The organism is Corallococcus sp. BB11-1 (assembly GCF_026626625.1).
GTDB classification, from domain to species: Bacteria; Myxococcota; Myxococcia; order Myxococcales; family Myxococcaceae; genus Corallococcus; species Corallococcus soli.
Genome location: NZ_JAPNJY010000039.1, coordinates 483,979 through 502,135 on the forward strand (window position 1 = coordinate 483,979; position 18,157 = coordinate 502,135).

Genomic DNA, 18,157 nt, shown 5'->3' on the forward strand with positions numbered 1-18,157 from the left:
GGAGCCTTCAAGAGACGGTCCGGTGGAGGCTCCCCTGCCCGGCCCCGCGAGCGATGCAAGACCCGGGCGGACGGGCCTCCAAGGCCCCGCCCCCGCCTCCGGGCGCGCCGGGCGTTCGGTGCCGCGCGAGGACTGGAGGCCTATCCTCAGGTGTGAGCCTCGGGGCCAGGGCGAGCACCCCAGGCGCGGCCCGCGTGGGCACTCAAGGACCGGGGGTTCGCATGGAGCGCCTTCTCACCCGCGATGCGCGGCCAGCACCGGAGCGGGGTGTCTGGCAGGGCAGCCGCGCCGCCCCCCGGTGGCTCCTCGGCACGCTGCCAGGAGCGTGGGTCGCGCTCCTCTTCGCATGTCTGTCCTTCACCCCGTCCCTGCTGCCACGCACCGGGGCCTTCCAGGGCTTCGTCAGCGGCGTCAGCGCGGTCATCGGCTACGGGCTGGGCGTGCTGGGCGCCTGGCTGTGGCGCGAGTTCGCCCATCGCCCCGCGAGGACGCCCCGTCCCCGGGCGTGGCGGTTCTTCTTCATCGCGGGCGGTGTGGCGCTGGTCGCCGCGCTGCTGCTGGGCTTCCACTGGCAGCGCCACATCCGGGAGCTCATGGGGATGCCCCATCCGGGCAGCGCGGGCTACGTGTTCGCCCCCGTCATCGCGGCGTTCGTGTTCTTCCTGCTGCTCACTTTGGGGCGGGGCCTGCGGGCGGTGCATCGCGCGCTGGACGCGCGGCTCGCGCGGCACATCGGGCCTCGCGCGGCGCGCGCGATGAGTGTCCTGGCGGTGGTGGCGCTCACCTTCCTGGTCGCCAGTGGCTTGATGAAGGATGGCCTCCTCGGGATGGCGGACCGCAGCCTGGCCCTGCGGGACCTGACCACCGAGGAGGGCGTGGTCCCGCCCTCCACCGCGCTGCGCTCCGGCGGCCCCGGCTCGCAGGTGGAGTGGGAGTCATTGGGACGGGAGGGACGCAACTTCGTGGGGCGCGGCCCCAGCGTGCAGCAGCTCACCGCGTTCGCCGGCACGGAGGCGAAGGAGCCCATCCGCGTGTACGCGGGCTACGCATCCGCGCAGGACGCGGAGGGGCGGGCCGAATTGGCGGTGCGGGAATTGGAGCGGACCGGCGCCTTCCAGCGCGCCCACCTGCTGGTGGTGACGACCACGGGCAGCGGCTGGGTGGTGCCCCAGGCGGTGGAGGCCTTCGAGTACGTGACGGGCGGGGACTCCGCCATCGTCGCCACGCAGTACTCACACCTGTGGTCGTGGCTCTCCGTGCTGGTGGACCAGAAGAAGGCGCGCAAGGAGGGCCGCGCGCTCTTCGATGCGGTGTACGAGCGCTGGTCGAAGCTCCCCGAAGGCCAGCGCCCGAAGCTGCTCGTGTTCGGCGAGAGCCTGGGCTCCTACGGCGGGGAGACCGCGTTCAGCGGCGAGCGCGACCTGGCCAACCGCACCGACGGGGCGCTGTTCGTGGGCCCGCCGAACTTCAACACCCTGTATCGCGAGTTCACCGACCAGCGCGACGCCGGCAGCCCGGAGGTGGAGCCCATCTATCGCCAGGGTCGCACGGTCCGCTTCAGCCGCCGGCCTGGGGAGGTCATCCCTCCGGCGGATGCGCCGTGGGGGCCTTCCCGCGTGCTGTACCTGCTGCACCCCTCCGACCCCATCACCTGGTGGAGCCCCTCGCTCATGGTGAAGCGGCCGGACTGGCTGCGCGAGCCCCGCGGTCCAGACGTGCTGGGCGCGATGGTGTGGATCCCCTTCGTGACGTTCTGGCAGGTGACGGCGGACCTGCCGCTGGGGCTGGAGGTGCCTTCAGGCTACGGCCACGTCTACACCGGCGAGCACGTGGACGGCTGGGTCGCGCTGGTCCAACCCCAGGGCTGGGATGACGGGAAGTCCGCGCGGCTGCGAAGGCTGCTTGAGCGAGAGCCGTGACAGGAATGGCCACACACAGCACCGGATTCGTAGCGCATTCCGCTACACCCGGAAGGTCCTGAAACCCTCCGGGCGGCGGGGATGGGCATCAGGGCGTGCGGACTTCCTTCTGGAGGGTGAAGCTCTCCAGGCCGTCCGCCTGGAAGGTCACCTCACGGAGCGTGCGGGACTTGAGCGCGACGCCCTCGGGCTGGAAGGTGACGAGTTGCACCGCGACCGAGAGGCTGTAGTCGGGGAAGCGGACGGGGCGGGGGGACGGGAAGTCCAGGCCCGGGGTGCAGGTCTCCCCGTTCGGGCCTTCCATGACGCCGTGGGCGCTGCCCCAGCGGCCGGGGAAGGAGACGAGCTTGGACAGCTGCATGGCGCCACCCGGGGCGGCCCGGCCCACGAAGTCCTCCTGGACGGGCTTCACGCCGGTCCGCGTGAAGACCAGCTTCCCGTCGTTGTAGCCCCGCACCGTGTAGGAGGTGGCGCCGTGGACGGAGGCATCCACGTAGATGGCGCCCTGGTCGTCCTGCTTCGAGCGCGCCACGACCACGCGCTCACGCAGCTCCGGCGAGCCGTCCGGCAGGGCGCCGGTGAAGGTCATCAGCATCCGGCTGCCGAAGTCCGGCTCCAGCGGGCTCAGCCACGCATCCCACCCGGTGGCGTCGTTCAGTTCGATGCTCACCCCGGCCTGCTTGCCATCCGTGCTCTTGACGACCAGGCCCTCGTTGGAGGCGTGCAGTTCGGTGCCCGCCAGCGGGCAGTGCGCCATGCCGGAGAACTCCGTGCAGCCCTCGGCCTTCGCGTCCCCGGCGAGGACCGGCGTCGCGGTCAGCAGGATGCCGACTCCCAGTCCGAGTCCGAGCGCGTTACGAACGAGTGAGCGGTTCTTCTTCCATTGAAAGGTCATGGGTGTCTCCGGGGGAGGGTGGAACGACTGCGCCGGAGCGCGACTGCACACCCCATGCCGCACGGCGCCTGGAATTGCGGCCGGGTGGGAGCGCCGTGCTTTGCTGCCAGGGTTTCCTTCACCAGGAGGTAGCCGTGGGTGCATTGGACGGGAAGATCGCGGTCATCACGGGCGGTGGCACTGGAATCGGTCTGGCCATCGCGGAGCGCTTCGCCCACGAGGGCGCGGAGGTGGTCATCGCCGGCCGCCGTCAGCAACGCCTGGACGCCGCGGTGGAGCAGTTGGGGCATGGCGTCCGGAGTGTGGCCACGGACGTGGGTGACGACGCGCAGGTGAAGCGGCTCATCGACTCCGTGCCGCGCGTGGACCTGCTGGTGACGTGCGCTGGCGGCGCCGTGTTCGGCGCGGTGGAGGCCGTGCCGTCCCAGGCGTGGCGAAACCTCTTCAACGACCGGTTCTTCGGCCAGCTCTCCGCCTGCCATTACGCGGTGCCGAAGATGGCGGCGGGCAGCGCCATCATCCTGTGTTCTGGCATCGCCGGACACGCGGCCCTGGTGAACTACTCGGGGGGCGCGGGCCTGTGCGGCGCGGTCAACGCCATGGGCCGCTCGCTCGCGGTCGAGCTCGCGCCCAAGGGCATCCGCGTCAACGTGCTGTCGCCGGGGTTGACCCGGGATACGGCCATCGACTGGGGCGTTCCGCCCGAGCAGTTGGGCGCGTTCATGGACGCCCTCGTGAGCAACATCCCGCTCAAGCGGCCGGGCACCGTCCGGGACATGGCGGATGCGGCCTACTTCCTCGCGACGTGCGCCTACGCCACGGGGCAGGTCATCGACATCGACGGGGGTTGGACGGCGGTCTGAGCGGTTCTTCCGCGCACGGGGCCGGGAGGACTGCCGGCGCCGTGCCGTGGAGCCGCGTCTCAAATGATTTAATCCGGCTTAACTCCACCGCGCCCCGGTGCTCCCGGACAATGCCCCTGCATCGAAACAAAGCGCAGCACCCGAGGGGGAAGTCACATGGGGAGCACCATCCAGCCGAACTTTGGCGCCAACGCGTCTCGCACCACCTTCAAGCCCGTGGCGGCCACGGTGCCGCCGCCGGCCGCCAACACGACGACGCCCGCCGCGCCCAGGCTGGCCGCCGCCACGGACACCTTCGTGTCCCAGCCGGTCCGCAAGCAGGGCGTGAACCTGACCGGTGAGCCGCCCGTCGTCACCGTCATGCCCGCCGTCGACGTGTCTCCCAAGCCCACGACCTACACCGTGAAGGATGGCGACACGGGCTACGGCATCGCGCACAAGCTGGGCGTGAGCCTGGAGGCCCTGCGCAATGCCAACCCGCAGGCGGGAGGGCTGGGGGGCGGCTCCGGAGGCTTCCTGAACATCGGGGACACGCTCAACGTCCCGTCGGGCACCACCCCTTCGCAGGCGGCCCCGGCCCCGATTCCCTCCGCCACGGTCGCCACGCCGGTGGTGCCGCAGACGACGACGGAAGCGACCGCGGCCCCGGCCGTCGTCGCCCCCGACACCGCCGCGCCCTCGGCGCAGTACACCATCGTGGACGGGGACAACCTTGATCTCATCGCGCAGAAGCTGGGCGTGAGCAAGCAGGCCCTACTCGACGAAAACCCGCAGGCGGCGGACGGGCTGCTGCGCCAGAACAATCAATTCATCCACCCGAATCAGAAGCTCTCCATCCCCGGACCGCCTCCGCCCCCGCTGGCCGAGGCCCCGGCCGGATCGCCGGACCTCGCCCCCGCTCCCGCCATGGTGACCGCCGCAGAGGAGATGGAGGCGGCCTACGGCGCGGACTCGGCGGATCCGACGCACTACGACTGGAAGTGCCTGAAGTTCGTGGCGCAGACCGCCGTCAACGCCGGACAGGGGGACCCCATCCTGGACCAGCCGAGCGCCGCGACGGCCCTCTACGAGGCACAGCGGCAGGGCCGCCTGTACGCGAGCACGGCGAACATGCCGGAGGGCGCGGTCGTCTTCTGGCCGGCCACGGACAACAACGGGGACGACGGTCACGTCGCCATCTACACGGGGCGCAACACCGAGGATGGCGACCCCATCATGCTGACCAGCACCGGCTTCAACTCGAAGACCAGCGGCGTGCGGGAGATGCCGCTCTCCGAACTCAACAGGATGGAAGCCGCGGAGCCCTCGGGCTGGATGATGCCCCGCTAGCAACGTCCGTCATGAATCCGTGGCGGCGTGACGCGCATGTCTCGAATCCGTTGAGCGCGACGGAGCCGGACTCCTGAGCAGACCCTCCGTGGCACGGTGGTTGCGTAGGGGGAAGCCCATGACGCCACGGATCATCTGTCTGTTCATGTTGTCGCTGGTCCTCCCTGGCGCCGCCGCCAGCGCCGGGGAGCCGGACGCGGCGCTGCCCCAGGCCGCGTCCAGCGGTTGGTTCGAGAACCCCGCCCGCACGCGCGGCCTCACCGGGACGACCGCGCTCCCGCTCCATGCGGGCGAGGGCTTCATCGGGCAGCAGGCGCTCTTCTTCACCGTCGCGGAGGTGGGCCTGAGCGACCGCGTGTCCGTGAACTTCGCCTCGGCCACCCCCTTCCAGCTGATGTTCACCGAAACCTCCTTCAGCCTCCTCGGGGGCATCAAGCTGACCACGCCGCTGAGCGAGAAGCTGCACCTGGCGGTCGGCGTCCAGGGTGGCACCTACGACAGCGACTTCCCGGGCTCGTTGGGGCACCACAGCGCCGTCGCCGCCTACGGCACCCTCACCTACGGGACAGGCGACGCGAACCTCTCCCTCACGGTCCAGCCCATCTACGTCTGGGCCCGCGACGACGATGGGGGCCTGATGGTGCTGCCCATGCTGGGAGGCTTCCTGCGCCTGGGCGAGCACTGGGGGCTCACGGGAGAGGTCGCCCTCTCACCTGTGCGGGCCATGGCCGACGCGTTCGCCTTCGCGACCGCGGGCGCGCGGCTCATGGGCCAGCGGTGGTCCGTGGACCTGGGAGTCCTGGCCGGACAGCAGCTGCGGGGTCAGGACGTCCCCGCCTTCGTGCCTGGAGCGTCCTTCCTGTTTCACTGGCGCTGAGCCGGGCCGTGGGGCCGCGGCCTCACGGCTTCGGCGCGGGCGCTGCCTTCGGCGCGGGCGTGGCAGGCGTGGCGCCCGGGGTGGTGCCCTGCGCGGCCTTGGCCTTGGTGTATGTGGCCACGCGGTTCGTCACCTCGCCCATCAGGTCGTTGGGGATGGGGACGGAGAGGTTGTACTGGGCGATGCGCCACCCGGCGGGCTCCTTCACCAGCACGCCGCTGCCGCGCGCCGGCCCCAGGTTGGGCGTGTCCAGCGCTTCGTCGAACCAGGCCGTCTGGCCGTCCTTCGCCAGGAAGACGTTGCGCGACAGCGACTTGAAGCTCCAGGCCTTGCCCTTGGAGAAGTACGGCTTCGACCAGGCGCGGAACTGGTCCACCGTCCAGCGCTCCGTCCCGTCCGTGCCCATGAAGACCGCGTCCGGCGTGAACAGCGCGAAGTAGCGCGCCTCGTTCGCCGCCGCCGCCGCGCGGTGCCAGTCGTCCAGCACCGTGGCCACCGCCACCTTCGGGTCGGCGGGGGCCGCGGGCACGGGCGCCGCGGGGTTGGCGGCGAGCGTCAGCCACAGGAAGGAGAAGACGGAAGGCACCGGGTTCACCTCGACGGAAGGAGTGTTCGCGGTATGAAGCGGCACGACGTGCCCCGGGTCAAGGCACACGGACAAGGTGGTGGTGGCGTGGTGCTCGAAAGCTTTCAGGTTGGCGCCGGAGACGTCCCCACGGTGCTGTTGCATGGCTTCCTCGGCAGCGGTCGCAACCTGCGCTCGCTCGCGGTCGCGTGGACCCAGGCCGACCCGCGCCGCCGCATCCTCCTGCCCGACCTCACCGGCCACGGCACCTCCCCGGCCCTGCCCGCCAACGCGGACCTGTCCACGCTGGCCCGCGACGTCGTGGACACGCTGGACGCCCAGGGCATCACCGGCGCCATCGACTGGGTGGGCCACTCGCTGGGCGGCCGCGTGTCCCTGGCCGCCAGCCTCCACGCCTCCGAACGCGTGGGCAGCGTCACGCTGCTGGACATCGCCCCCGGGCCGGTGCCCCTGGACCTGTCGGAGAGCGGCTTCGTCCTGGACATCCTCCTGAAGGCCCCGCCCCGCGCCGACAACCGCCGGGCCCTGCGCGAGGACCTCACCGGACGCGGCCTGTCCGAGGGCCTGTCCGACTGGCTCCTCATGAACCTGGTGCCCGACGGCGACGGCGTGCGCTGGCGGTTCGATCGCGAGGCCCTCCTGCGCCTGCACCAGCGCGTCAACGGCGAGGACCTCTGGCCCGCCGTGGAGCGCCCCGTCCACCCGCCCCTGCGCTGCATCCGGGGCGGGCGCAGCCGGTACGTGCCGGACGCCTCCGCCCAACGCCTGGAGGCCGCGGGCTGCCCCGTGGCCCTCCTGCCGGACGCGGGCCACTTCGTCCACGTGGACAGTGCCCAGGCCCTGCTGGCGTGGCTGATGGCCTGATGGATTCCCAGACCGTCCTGCTCGTCTTCATCGCCGTCGGGCTGGACGGGGTGGCGGGGCTGGCGGGCGGCGTGCTGTCCGAGCGCTGGTTGCAACGCCGGTTGCCCGCGCTGGTGGCCTTCGCCGCCGGCACCCTGCTGGGCGCCGTCTTCCTGGAGGTGCTGCCGGAGGCCGTGGCCTCGCTGGGGGACTCCGCCTTCACCTGGGCCCTGGGCAGCTTCGTCGCCCTGGCCCTGCTGGAGTGGGCGCTGGGCCATCACCACCACCACGCCGAAGGCGCCTCCGCGCACGCGCACGGCCATGCCCATGGGCACACGCATGCGCACGGCGCGCCCACCCTGCCGGCGGCGCTGCTGGCGTCGGATGCGCTGCACAACGTGGGCGATGGCGCGGCGGTGGCGGCCGCCTTCCTCGTGTCCCCCAGCGCGGGCTTCGCCACCGCGTTCGCCGTCATCCTCCACGAGCTGCCGCAGGAGGTGGGCGACTACGCGCTGCTGCGCGCCGCGGGCTGGTCCCGGGCCAGGTCGCTCGTCGCGCTGGGCGCGGTGCAGCTCACCGCCGCGGTGGGCGCCGGGGCCGTGCTGGTGGGCACCCAGCACCTGCCGTCACTCCAGGGCACCGTGCTGGCCATCGCCGGGGGCTCGTTCCTCTACATCGGCGCGGTGGACCTGCTGCCGGAGCTGCGCCGGGGCCCGGACTCGCGCCAGCGCGTGGTGGGCTTCGTCTGTGGACTGCTCCTCATTGGCGGCCTGCACTTCGTGGGGCGGTTCCTCGGCGCGCACGGCTGAGCGAGGATGCGGCCCATGCAAGCAAAGTCCGTGATTGTCACCGGCGCCTCGTCCGGCATCGGCGAGGCGCTGGCGGTGGCCCTGGCCGCCCGGGGTGCGAACGTGACGCTGGCCGCGCGCGATGCCCAGGCGCTGGAGCGCGTGAAGGCCCGGTGCGAGGCCGCCGGGGGCAAGGCGCTGGCGGTGCCCACCGACGTGGGGGACCCGGAGGCGTGCCGCGTGCTCGTGGAGCGCGCTGTCGCTGGGTTCGGCGGCGTGGACGTGCTCGTCAACAACGCGGGCGTCACCATGCACGCCCGGTTCGAGGACGTGAAGGACCTGGGCCTCTTCGAGCGGCTGATGCGCATCAACTACCTGGGCGCGGTGCACTGCACCTTCCACGCGCTGCCGCACGTCAAGGCGCGCAAGGGACTGCTCGTCGCCATCTCGTCGCTGACGGGCAAGACGGGCGTGCCCACGCGCACCGGCTACGCCGCCAGCAAGCACGCCATGCAGGGCTTCTTCGACTCGCTGCGCATCGAGCTGCTGGGCACCGGCACCGACGTGCTGGTGGTGTCCCCGGGCTTCGTGGCCACGGGCATCCGCGCCAACGCGCTGGGCGCCGAGGGCCGGCCCCTGGGGCAGAGCCCCCGCGACGAGGAGGGCGCCACCATGGACGTGGACACCTGCGTGGGCCTCATCCTGCGCGCCATGGAGCGCCGCGACCGCGAGGTGGTGATGACGCTCACCGCCCGCGTGGGCCTGGTGCTCAAGCTCGTCGCCCCGGGGCTGCTCGACACGCTGGCCGCGCGCGCCATCCGGGGCAAGAAGGCCTGAGCTACTTCTCCAGCTTCGACACCATGCCCCACAGGCCGTCGAAGGTGGCGTTGCCCACCTGGTGCAGGCCGAAGCCCCAGAGGAAGGCGGACATCCACGCGCCGGAGCCGCCCCAGGTGGGGGAGAAGACGTCCAGCAGCTGGAGCCCCAGCAGCACCGCGATGATGGACATCATCCCCAGCACCGCCAGCTCCACCTTCCACAGGTCGCCCGAGCGCGGCAGGGGGATCCAGTCCAGGTTCACCAGCGCGTCCGTGCCCGTCTTGGTGATGCCCGGCGGCGGCAGCGGCGTGATGTTGCCGCCCGCGGGCGCGCCGGGCAGCGGCGGCGGGGGCTCCGCGGGCTTCTGGGAGAACGGATCCAACGTCACGTCCGGGAGCGTCTCCAGCACCGACTGCCGGCTGCCCACGGACGCCGCCCTCTGCCGCAGCGTCGCGTTGCGCTCGAAGGTCTGGTGGGCGGTGCGGTAGTCGGGCGTGGCCTGGTTCACCTCTCCCTGGTCCAGGTGCGCGCGCGCCGACTTCAGCTGCGCCTCCACCTCCGCCTCCCAGCCCGACAGCGCGCGCAGGTCCCCGCCGGACTCCCGCCGGGCGGCGGCCAGCGCCTCCTCCAGGTTGTCCACCAGCGCGCGCAGGTACAGCGCGTGCGCGGACTGGTAGTACAGGAAGGCCTCGTCCACGCTGGCCGACTTGCGCGCCCGCGCCCGCGCGAGCTGCTCCGCCACGCGCGCGCGCAGCTCCGCCCACTCCTCCGGCGTGAAGCCCCCCGGCAGCTCCCGCCCGGAGAGCGAGCCCTCCAGGTCCGACAGGAGGATTTCGAGGAAGGCCTCGCGCGCGGCGTCCACCAGCCGGCGCGACGACTCCAGGTCGGTGCCGGGCAGCTGCTGCCGCGCGCGCAGCAGGTACAGGGGCAGCTCGCCCTGGAGCCGGCGGCTCACCGCGTCGTCCCCGCGCTGGGACACCAGTGTCTGGGATTGCTGCTCCAGCTCCGCCAGCCGCGACTCCAGCACCGCGCGGGCCACCGACTCCAGGTCGAGCGTGCGCAGGTACTGCGCCTGCTCCGTGAAGTCCGCGGACGTGGCCTGGTCGTTCTGGAGCAGCGACTCCACCGACTTGAGCTTCTTCTCCGCGTCCAGCAGGGCCATGCCCTTGAGCCCCTCCAGCTGGCGCAGCAGGACGGACCAGAGCGAGAACAACTGGAGGCGCGCCTCGAAGAGCGCCAGCACGGAGTCCTGCACCGCGAGCCCGCTCAGCGGCCGCTGGATGTCGTGCAGCAGCGCGTCCACCTGCCGCCGCAGCGCCGCGGCCACCGCCGCCTCGCGCTCCAGCGGACGGGCGGGCACCAGCTCCTGCAGCTTCTGGCGCGCCGCCTCCGCGCGGCCACGCAGCGTCACGCGCGGGCGCACGCGCTGCACGTAGAAGCGCACCGCCGCGGACGTCACCACGCCCAGGAAGATGAGGAACGCGCCCCACAGCGCGGGCGTCTTCACCCAGACGGTGAAGGTCTGCTCCACCGGCGAGCCCTGCGGCACGCCCAGCCGCACCGTGCCGGTGTACTCGCCGGACTCCGGCAGGCCGTCCACGTCCAGGCTCAAGAGGCCGGTGCCGTTCGCGGGCACCTGGAGGACGCCCTCGCTGAGCGCGCCGTCCGGCCCCCGGAAGGACCAGCGGGCGTCCTGCGCCTGCACGGGCGCGGCGCCATTGCCCGCGCCGCCCTCCTTGCGGTCCAGCTGCACCACCGCCGCGGGCCCCACCGCGCCGCCCACGCCCGCCGTCTCCTTGAAGGTCAGCCGCACCGTGGCCTTCCCGGAGAACGGCCCCAGCGTCCAGCCGCGCGCGGGCGACACCGGGTAGAACTGCACCGTCGGCGCGGCCTCCACGCGCTGGACGAGCAGCGGCGTCACTTCCCGCGCGCCGTCCGCCAGCAGCACCACGCGGCCCCGGTAGTCCCCGGGCGAGGGCAGGTCCGCCGACAGCGCCACCGTCACCGGCTGCCGCACGGAGATGGGCGCCTCCGCCGCGCCGTCCGTCGCCGTCCCCACGCGCACCGTCACCGGCACCTGCGTGCCGTCCGCCGCCAGCAGCGGATCCACCAGCACCGTCACCCGCGTGCCCGCGGGCTCCCCGCCCGCGGAAGCCTCGCCCCCGGCCTCCGGGGACCCGGGCAGCAGGTCCACCCGCAGCGCCGTCTCCAGGTGGCCGGTGGGCGTGCGCAGCCGCACCTCGTTGTTGGAGGTCAGCCCCGCGACGCTGAAGCGCGGCGCCGCGAGCGCGAGCGCCGGCAGCAGGCAGAGCACCGCCCACGTCAGGCCCGCGCCCACGCGCGGGGAGACGGTCGTCAAGGTCGTGCGACTGCGAGCGGGAAGGCCCATGCCGGGGACGATAGCAGTCCCCCACCCCGGCCCCGCATCCGCGACGTCAGTCCCAGCCCAGGTGGCGAAGGACGGGGGACGGCAGGCTGGCGCGGATGGTCTCCAGGGGGATGCCCTCGTCGTCCTCGGCGGCCTCGTGGCCGGGGCGCGGGTCGCCGCTGTGGTGCAGCGCGACCAGCTCCAGGTCCTGCGTGAAGCACGGCGAGCCGGACGAGCCCGGGTGCGTGTTGGTGCAGTACGTGATGCGCGTGTGCGAGCGGTTGAGCGCCTGGAACGTGTCCAGCGCCACCTGCATCGGCCGGCCCTTGGGGTGCTGCACGACGAGCGCCAGGGCGCCGGTGGTGAAGGGCGCGGGCGACGGGGGCAGCGGGATGAAGCCGCGCGGGCGGTCCCCCAGGCGGTCCTCGCCGGGCGCGTCCTGGATGCGCAGGAAGGCGTAGTCCAGTTCGTCGCGCGTGGCCTCGCGCGGGCGCGGGTGCATCAGGTCCGCCGGGCTGTGCGGGCTCTGCGCCAGGCACGCCGTCACCGGGTACACGCGGCCGGGGTGCACGGCGATGCGTTCAGGCAGCACCTTCAGGTCGAAGCGCACGCGCAGCGCCTCCACCAGCCGGTGCTCGATGACGTGCGAGTTGGTGAGCACGACGTCCGGCGCCACCAGGAAGCCCGTGCCCAGCGCGCGGCCCCCGTCCAGCTCCACCCGGCACACGCGCCGCGACAGCAGGGCCAGCCTGTCCCTCCAGACCTCCGGCGTCATGGGCTGCTTCGCCGCCCGGACGATGCGCGCCAGCGCGCTGGCGGACACGCTGCGCTGCACGGAGGAGAAGTACGACTGGAGGAAGCGGCGGATGCGCGGGTGGCCGGGCGCCGCCGCCTGCGCGCCGCGCACGAGCGTGTCCGTCCACCCCTCCGCCTCCGCGGTGTGCACGAGCGCCCGGGCCCGGGCCGCGCCCTCCCGCTCCACGGGGAGCACGAAGTCCCGACCGCACTTCACCGTGACCATCCGGTGGAGCTCCTCCACCGAGGCGAATGCGCCCAGGAGGGCGTGGGTGAGTTCCTCCCGCTCGGAGCCTTCAAGCTCCATCCGTGTCCTCTCGCGGCCGCGCGGTTCACGCATGCCGTGTGACTTGCAGTGTACGCATGCGGGCCGCGATTGCACTGCGCGCGGAGCGCTCGGCGGGCAGGGCCCCCGCGCCGTGTCCGCCCTGCCCCACCGCCGTTCGCTGCCGGACGGACGGAGCATCCCTTCCTCCCGGAGTGGGGAATGACCCTGAACGGGAGGCCCCCCACCCACGCACTCCAGGGAGGGGCGCCCGTGCCCCGCGCCCGCGTCAGCGCACCGCCCAGGTGGTGGGTGGCAGCAGCGAGGTGATGCCCGGCTGGCCGGGCACGTCCAGCCGTGACGCGCCCGCCTGCAACGTGCCGGCGAGCGTGGGCAGCACGCGGAAGGCCACCTGCACCGGCGCCGCGCCCTCCGTCCTGGGGGCGATGCGCAGCGACAGCAACCCGTCCTGCACCTCCCAGGATTCAGCCCGGCCCGAGGACACCAGCGCGTCCAGGCTCGCGGCGTCCACCTGCACGCCGGCGGGCAGCTCCTGCTGGAAGCGCAGCGGCAGGGACGAGGGCGCGCCCACCACCACCCGCACGTCCGAGAGCTGGCCCACGCGCGCTTGCGTCGGTCCGTCCACGGTGAGCTCCAGGCCGCCCTGCGCCTCGCGCTTCCAGGGCACCGTCGCGGCCAGCGTCAGCGAGAAGCCCAGCCCCGGCACCGCGGGCTCCGCGCGCACCGTCCACGCGTGCGTCCCCGCTGAACCCGGGGCCGCCGCCTCCAGCGACAGCACCTCGCGCAGCGCCTTCGCGTCGTAGGTGCCTTCGGTGACGACCTTTCCGTCGCGCTCCAGCGTCACGCGCACCTGGGACGGCAGCGGCTGCCGGAAGAGCGCCAGCGCCGCGCGCAGGCCCACGCGGTTCGCCTGCCCATCCCCCCAGCCGTAACCGGGCGAATAGTGCGCCAGCAGGAAGGCGCCCAGGTCCGCCAGCGGCGCCTTCGCATCCCCCTGGAGGGCGAGCACCGCCATCGCCGTGGCCTCCACGACGGAGGGCTCCACGCCGTCCGCCCGCATCGTGCCCGGCTCCACCGGCAGCGACGCGGTGCCGTCCGCGCCCTGCTTCACCGCTTCGCGCACGCGGGCGCGCAGCGCGTCCGCCACGCTGCCCGTCACCGCGCCCTCCGCCAGCAGCACCGCCGCCGTGTAGCCGTCCTTCACCTGCGGCAGGTAGCGCTCGAAGACGCCGGCGGAGCGCGCGGTGAAGGCCGCCGCGCGCTGCTTGCCCGCGTCGGTGCCCACCGCCGCGCGCACCGTGCGCGCGCAGTCCGCCGTCGCGACGAGCAGCCGCTGGAGCGGCCAGCCGTCACCGCCCTGGCAGGTGCCGTCCGGGCGCTGCGCCTGCGCCACCTGCGCCGCGAGCCTCTCCCCCAGCCGCGCGAGCACCGGGTTGTCCGGGTGGGCCAGCGCGCCTTCCGCGATGCGCGTCGCCACGTCCACCGACGGCGCGCGCGCGGCCCGCAGCACCCGCTGCGCCGCCACCCGCGCCAGGGACTTCAGCGCGTCCGCGTCCGGCGTCTCGCCCAGCGACGCGAGCAGCGCGGGCGCCTGCCCCGCGAGCAGCAGCGCGTACGCGTCCGCGGCCGCGCCCGCGGGCCTGCGCTCCACCGCCGCCAGCTCCGCGCGCATCACGCCCAGCGCGCCCGGGAACACCTGCAGCCGCACCCGCTCACTGCCGGCCTGCGCGTCCGCCGCCCCGTCCAGGGACAGCGTGCGCGGCGCCGCCAGCGAGCCGCCCCGCGTCTGGAGCACGGGCTGCCCGGTGGCCCACACGTCGAAGTCGCGCACCACCGCGTCGGCGTCGCCCAGCGAGGCCCGCACCGTCACCGGGCCGGCGCCCTGGGCCCGCACCGTCACCAGCTCCACCGCGCTGCCCCGCGCGGGCACCTTCACCGTGCGCGCGCCGGCCTCCACCTGGGCGCCCCGCACGTCCACCTTCAGCTGGGCCACCACCTCCTTGTCGGTGGTGTTCACCACCTGCACCGGCAGGCGCACCGTGTCGCCCGCGCGCAGGAAGGGCGGCAGCACCGGATCCACGTAGGTGGGCAGCGTGCCCGCGAAGGACGTCACCGCCCCCGCCTGCGCGCCGGAGCGCGAGTGCGCGAGCGCCAGCACCCGCCACTGCGTCAGCCGGTCCGGCACGCGCACCGGCACCGTCGCCTGGCCGCTGGCGTCCGTCACCACCAGGGGCTCGAAGAGGAACGTCTCCGGGAACCAGGCGCGGGTGGGCGCGGGCGCCCCGTCCCCGCCCCTGTCCTTGGACGGCTCCTCCTCCTCCGCGGCGAAATCATCCACGCTGACCTCGGAGGGCGCCTCCGCGACGGCGGGGGCCGGGGCCGCCGCCATGCCGCCGCCGCCCGGGCCGGTCCCTCGCGCGCCCAGCCATCCCTCGTCGAAGGACGACGCGCCGAAGGACTTCATGCTCTTGCGCGGCGGGGGCGGGGGCGCCATCAGCGCGGTGGCGCTATCCCCCGCGAGCGCGGCGGCGGACGCGCCGAAGAGCTTCCTCATGTTGTCGGCCGCGATCCCCAGGATCACCACGGTCCCCACGCCCAAAACGAAGCCCAGGGCTCCGCCCTTCATCCCGCGCGAAATCATGGCGACTCCCGGGCGACCCACGCGCCCCAGTTCACGACGTCTTCCGGCAGCCGCGTCCCGCTCACCACCACGGCGCGGGGATCCGTCAGCGACAACAGGTCGGCGGGCAGGCGCGACAGCCGCAGCCTGCGCCCGAACGCGTCCGTCACCTTCTCCCCGCGCTGCTCACACGCGGTGAGCGACGCCGCCCACAGCCGGGCGAGGCCCGCCGGGTCCAGCGTCTCGCCCTTGGGCGCCGTCTCCTCCCACTTGCGCGCCTGGGCGTGCAGCTCCGTCAGCACCGCGTAGAAGGGCTCCGTCAGCTCCGCGTCCGGGGAGAAGGGGCTCGTCGCGTTCGCGCTCACGCGCGTCTCCACGTCCTCCAGCGTCGGCACCTCCGTCACGCGCAGCAGCGCCGCCGCCGCCGCGTTCGCGCCCCGGATGCGCCCCATGGCCAGCGCCTGTCCGTCCAGCACGCCGAAGGCCGGCGTCGCCACCGTGGGCGCGGGCCGCAGGCCCTCCAGCGCGTCCGGGCCCGGCAGCGGCGCCAGCTGCGCGAGCATCTCATCCACGCCGAAGAGGCCCACCGCCGCGGGCCCCTCCTGGCCGTCCACCACCGTGTGCACCCGCAGGTGCGCGAGCTCCCCGGGCGCGTACGCGGGCTTGTCCGGCGACACCTCCACCGCCAGCTTCGCGCGCGGCGCCACGTACACGCGCGCCTGCGCGGCCACGCCCTCCACGTGGGCCCAGCCCTCGAAGTCCGCGGGCAGCGTGAAGTGCGCCCAGCGCGTGGCCGGGTCCACCTCCGCCTTCAGCCGCGTCTGCCCCGCCACCAGCTCCAGCGTCCGGGGCAGCTCACCCCGGAAGCCCGGGCCGCGCAGCAGCTCCACCTTCACCGCTTCGCCGGCCTTCGCCAGCACCGGCGTGGCCCGCAGGCGCAGGGGCGGCAGCGCCGCGGGGCGCAGCACCAGCGTCGTGTCGCCCACGTCCTGGCCCTCCCACTTCGCCTTCACCTTCAGCTCGTAGCCCAGGAACGTGGTGGCCCATTCCTGCTGGGCCCGGGAGATGCGCCGGCCGGGCTGCGCGGGCTGCGCGGGCTGCGCGGTGAAGCGCACCACGCCCATGGAGCCCCCGATGGAGCTGTCCCCCCCCGGCTCCTCCTGCTGCTCCGGCAGGCGCAGCCGTGACAAGCGCTCCTTCAGGCACGGCAGCACCGACGCGGAGAGCCCGGTGTCGTCCGAGGACAGCGGCAGCCAGGACAGCGCCACGTCCCGCTTCCCGCGCGCCTGGCGCCACGTCATCACGGCGGGCAACAGGGCAGGGGTCGACAGGTCCGGGGGCAGACAGGAGCGCGCGTCCAGCGCGGGCTGCGCCAGGGCCGCGTCCATCGGACCCGTGCTCCCGGCGGCCGCCTGGGTGGTGGGGTGCAACGTGGGCAGGCCTGGCTCCCTGACGTTGAACTGGAGCACGAGCATCCGCTCCGCGCCGGACGGCAGGCCGCGCGCCCGCAGCACCGCCGCCATGCATGAACCCACGCCCTCCTCCGTGCCGGCCACGTCCAGCACCTGTCCCGACGGGCCCACCCGCGCGGACAGCGCCACCCGGACGCCTCCCTGCGCCCCGGAGACGAAGCGCGCGCAGGGGTGGAGGGCGGGCAGCAGGCGCTCCAGCGCGAGCTGATCCGCGAGCGACGGCTGCTGGCCCCCCTCCTCGTTCAGCAGGTCCAACGACGACGCCACCGACACCGGCGGCGGGCGCGGCGTGGGCCGGACCGGCAGGGGCGGCACCACCACGTTCACCGCGGGGCCGGGGTCCAGTTGGAAGGCGGCCACGCCGTCCTCGTCCGCGACCGCGCTCACGCCGGGGTCCTTCGGGTCCCACGCGCGCGTCACCGTCACCTCCGCGCCCGGCAGCACCCGGCCGGCGGCGGTGGTGGCGCGCAGGTAGACGCGGTTGCTGAAGCCCGCGAGCAGCCCGTCCTCCAGCTCCGTCACCGACGACACGGCCAGCGCGTCCTCGGACAACAGCAGCGACACCGCGCCCCGCACCGGCTCCCCCGTCGCGTCGCGGGCCTCCACGCGCGCGCTCAGCGTGGACTGTCCGCGCAGGTCCGCGGGCACGCGGGGCAGCGTCACCCGGAAGCGGCCCGCGGCGTCGGTGCGCGCCTTCTTCGGCAGCTCGCCCTTGAGCCACTCCGTCGGGGGCGGCCACGCGCCGGCATGGCTCCACTCCAGCGCCACGTCCGTGTCCGCCAGCGGCGCGCCGGACGCGTACGCGACCTCGCCCGTCACCTCTGGCGTCTCGTTCGCGCGCCAGAAGGGCCTGGGGCTCCGGGCTTCCAGCCGCAGGCGCGGCAGCGTGAAGGGCTCCACCGTGAAGCGGGCCTCGCCGGAAGCGCCGCCGCTGGTCCACGCCACCGTCCAGTCGCCGGTGGGCGCGCCCCGGTCCAGCGGCAGGTCCCCGGCCACCACGCCCCAGGGCCCCGCGGGCGCTCTCTCCTCCAGCACCACCTCCCCGGTGGGGTCCTTCACCAACCAGGTCCCGGGCCGCCCGTCGAGCGGCGACAGGTCCTTCGCCCGCAGCGCCACCGCGCGGAAGCGCACCCGGTGCCCGGGCTCGTAGAGGGGGCGGTCGGTCAGCACGCGCACGCGCGCGGGCGCGTACAGCGGCAGGGGCGCGTCCACGCTGTCGGTGCCCAGCGGCGTGGTGACGCGCGCGCGCAGCCGGTAGTCCCCGTCCGGCACCTGGGGCAGCGTCACCGGCGCGTTCAGCGGACCGTCACCGTCGCGCTTCCACCGGGACTTCGCGTCCACCGGCAGGGGCATCTCCTTGCCGGCCGCATCCACCAGGAACAGCTCCGGGGAGCCCCGGCCCACGGGCGCATTGAGCGCGTGGCCGCGGTCGTCCACCCCGTGCGCCTCCGCCCAGACGTGGACCCGGGTGGAAGCGCCCCGCGCCAGCCCCTGCGCGGACAGCCCCGCCGTCTGACGGAACGCGCCATCCGGACACCGGGGCACGTCCACGCCCTGGAACACCCAGGCGGACAGGCACCTCCCGGAGGCCAGGAAGGCCAGCCCCCCGCCCACGACCAGGAGCCCCAGCCCCCCCGTCACCCACCGCCTGCGATGGTTGCGCACTGTCATGCATTCTCCCCTTCGACCACTGTACG

General features: G+C 74.0%; 13 protein-coding genes. 7 read left to right on the forward strand and 6 right to left on the reverse strand.

Translation table 11 applies throughout. From position 1 onward, the window contains the following. Positions 1–221 precede the first annotated feature (221 nt). Positions 222–1,919 carry an alpha/beta hydrolase gene (locus OV207_RS34470; protein WP_267559346.1) on the forward strand — a complete coding sequence of 566 codons (1,698 nt, stop codon included), beginning with the start codon at positions 222–224 and terminating at the stop codon, positions 1,917–1,919. 88 nt (positions 1,920–2,007) lie between these two features. Here OV207_RS34470 and OV207_RS34475 read toward each other — a convergent pair whose 3' ends face one another. Next, entirely contained in the window at positions 2,008–2,814 is an 807-nt protein-coding gene (locus OV207_RS34475; RefSeq protein ID WP_267559347.1) for a hypothetical protein, read from the reverse strand. Positions 2,815–2,948: 134 nt separating this feature from the next. Here OV207_RS34475 and OV207_RS34480 point away from each other — a divergent pair, with 134 nt between their 5' ends. The 3 genes from OV207_RS34480 (at position 2,949) to OV207_RS34490 (ending at position 5,883) form a co-directional block, all read left to right on the forward strand. Then, the gene (locus OV207_RS34480) at positions 2,949–3,677 is read left to right on the forward strand and encodes an SDR family NAD(P)-dependent oxidoreductase (protein ID WP_267559348.1); all 729 of its coding nucleotides are present in this window, start codon (positions 2,949–2,951) and stop codon (positions 3,675–3,677) included. A 156-nt stretch (positions 3,678–3,833) separates the two neighbouring features. Continuing rightward, positions 3,834–5,006, forward strand: coding sequence for a LysM peptidoglycan-binding domain-containing protein (locus tag OV207_RS34485; protein WP_267559349.1), 1,173 nt, complete (start codon positions 3,834–3,836; stop codon positions 5,004–5,006). 118 nt (positions 5,007–5,124) lie between these two features. Further along, positions 5,125–5,883, forward strand: a complete 759-nt coding sequence (locus OV207_RS34490) for a hypothetical protein (protein ID WP_267559350.1) — start codon at positions 5,125–5,127, stop codon at positions 5,881–5,883. Between the two features lie 22 nt (positions 5,884–5,905). Here the strand turns inward: OV207_RS34490 and OV207_RS34495 are convergent, their stop codons facing one another. Beyond that, a complete protein-coding gene (locus tag OV207_RS34495; RefSeq protein ID WP_420715283.1) occupies positions 5,906–6,613 on the reverse strand; it encodes a nuclear transport factor 2 family protein in 708 nt (235 codons plus the stop codon). On the opposite strand from OV207_RS34495, the gene OV207_RS34500 reads away from it, so the two are divergent. The 3 genes from OV207_RS34500 to OV207_RS34510 are packed head-to-tail and all read left to right on the forward strand — an operon-like array spanning position 6,557 to position 8,937. Beyond that, on the forward strand, positions 6,557–7,333 hold the full coding sequence (locus tag OV207_RS34500) for an alpha/beta fold hydrolase (RefSeq protein WP_267559390.1): 777 nt from the start codon (positions 6,557–6,559) through the stop codon (positions 7,331–7,333). The two genes, OV207_RS34495 and OV207_RS34500, sit on opposite strands and share 57 nt — an antisense overlap. Beyond that, on the forward strand, positions 7,333–8,121 hold the full coding sequence (locus tag OV207_RS34505; protein ID WP_267559352.1) for a ZIP family metal transporter: 789 nt from the start codon (positions 7,333–7,335) through the stop codon (positions 8,119–8,121). Before OV207_RS34500 ends, OV207_RS34505 begins: the two co-directional genes overlap by 1 nt. 6 nt (positions 8,122–8,127) lie before the next feature. Next, complete coding sequence (locus OV207_RS34510; RefSeq protein ID WP_193346529.1) at positions 8,128–8,937, forward strand: SDR family oxidoreductase; 810 nt, start codon at positions 8,128–8,130, stop codon at positions 8,935–8,937. A gap of 1 nt (position 8,938) precedes the next feature. On the opposite strand, the gene OV207_RS34515 is transcribed toward OV207_RS34510, so the two are convergent. The 4 genes from OV207_RS34515 to OV207_RS34530 form a co-directional block, all read right to left on the reverse strand. Then, positions 8,939–11,278 (reverse strand): hypothetical protein, encoded by a 2,340-nt coding sequence (locus OV207_RS34515; RefSeq protein ID WP_267559353.1) that lies wholly within the window; start codon positions 11,276–11,278, stop codon positions 8,939–8,941. Between the two features lie 76 nt (positions 11,279–11,354). After that, positions 11,355–12,389, reverse strand: coding sequence for a trypsin-like peptidase domain-containing protein (locus tag OV207_RS34520; RefSeq protein WP_267559355.1), 1,035 nt, complete (start codon positions 12,387–12,389; stop codon positions 11,355–11,357). A 247-nt stretch (positions 12,390–12,636) separates the two neighbouring features. Next, positions 12,637–15,009 carry an alpha-2-macroglobulin family protein gene (locus OV207_RS34525; RefSeq protein ID WP_267559356.1) on the reverse strand — a complete coding sequence of 791 codons (2,373 nt, stop codon included), beginning with the start codon at positions 15,007–15,009 and terminating at the stop codon, positions 12,637–12,639. Beyond that, positions 15,006–18,131: an MG2 domain-containing protein gene (locus tag OV207_RS34530; RefSeq protein ID WP_267559357.1), complete on the reverse strand. Its 3,126-nt coding sequence runs from the start codon at positions 18,129–18,131 to the stop codon at positions 15,006–15,008. The genes OV207_RS34525 and OV207_RS34530 overlap by 4 nt, the downstream gene beginning before the upstream one ends. Between the last annotated feature and the right edge of the window lie 26 nt (positions 18,132–18,157).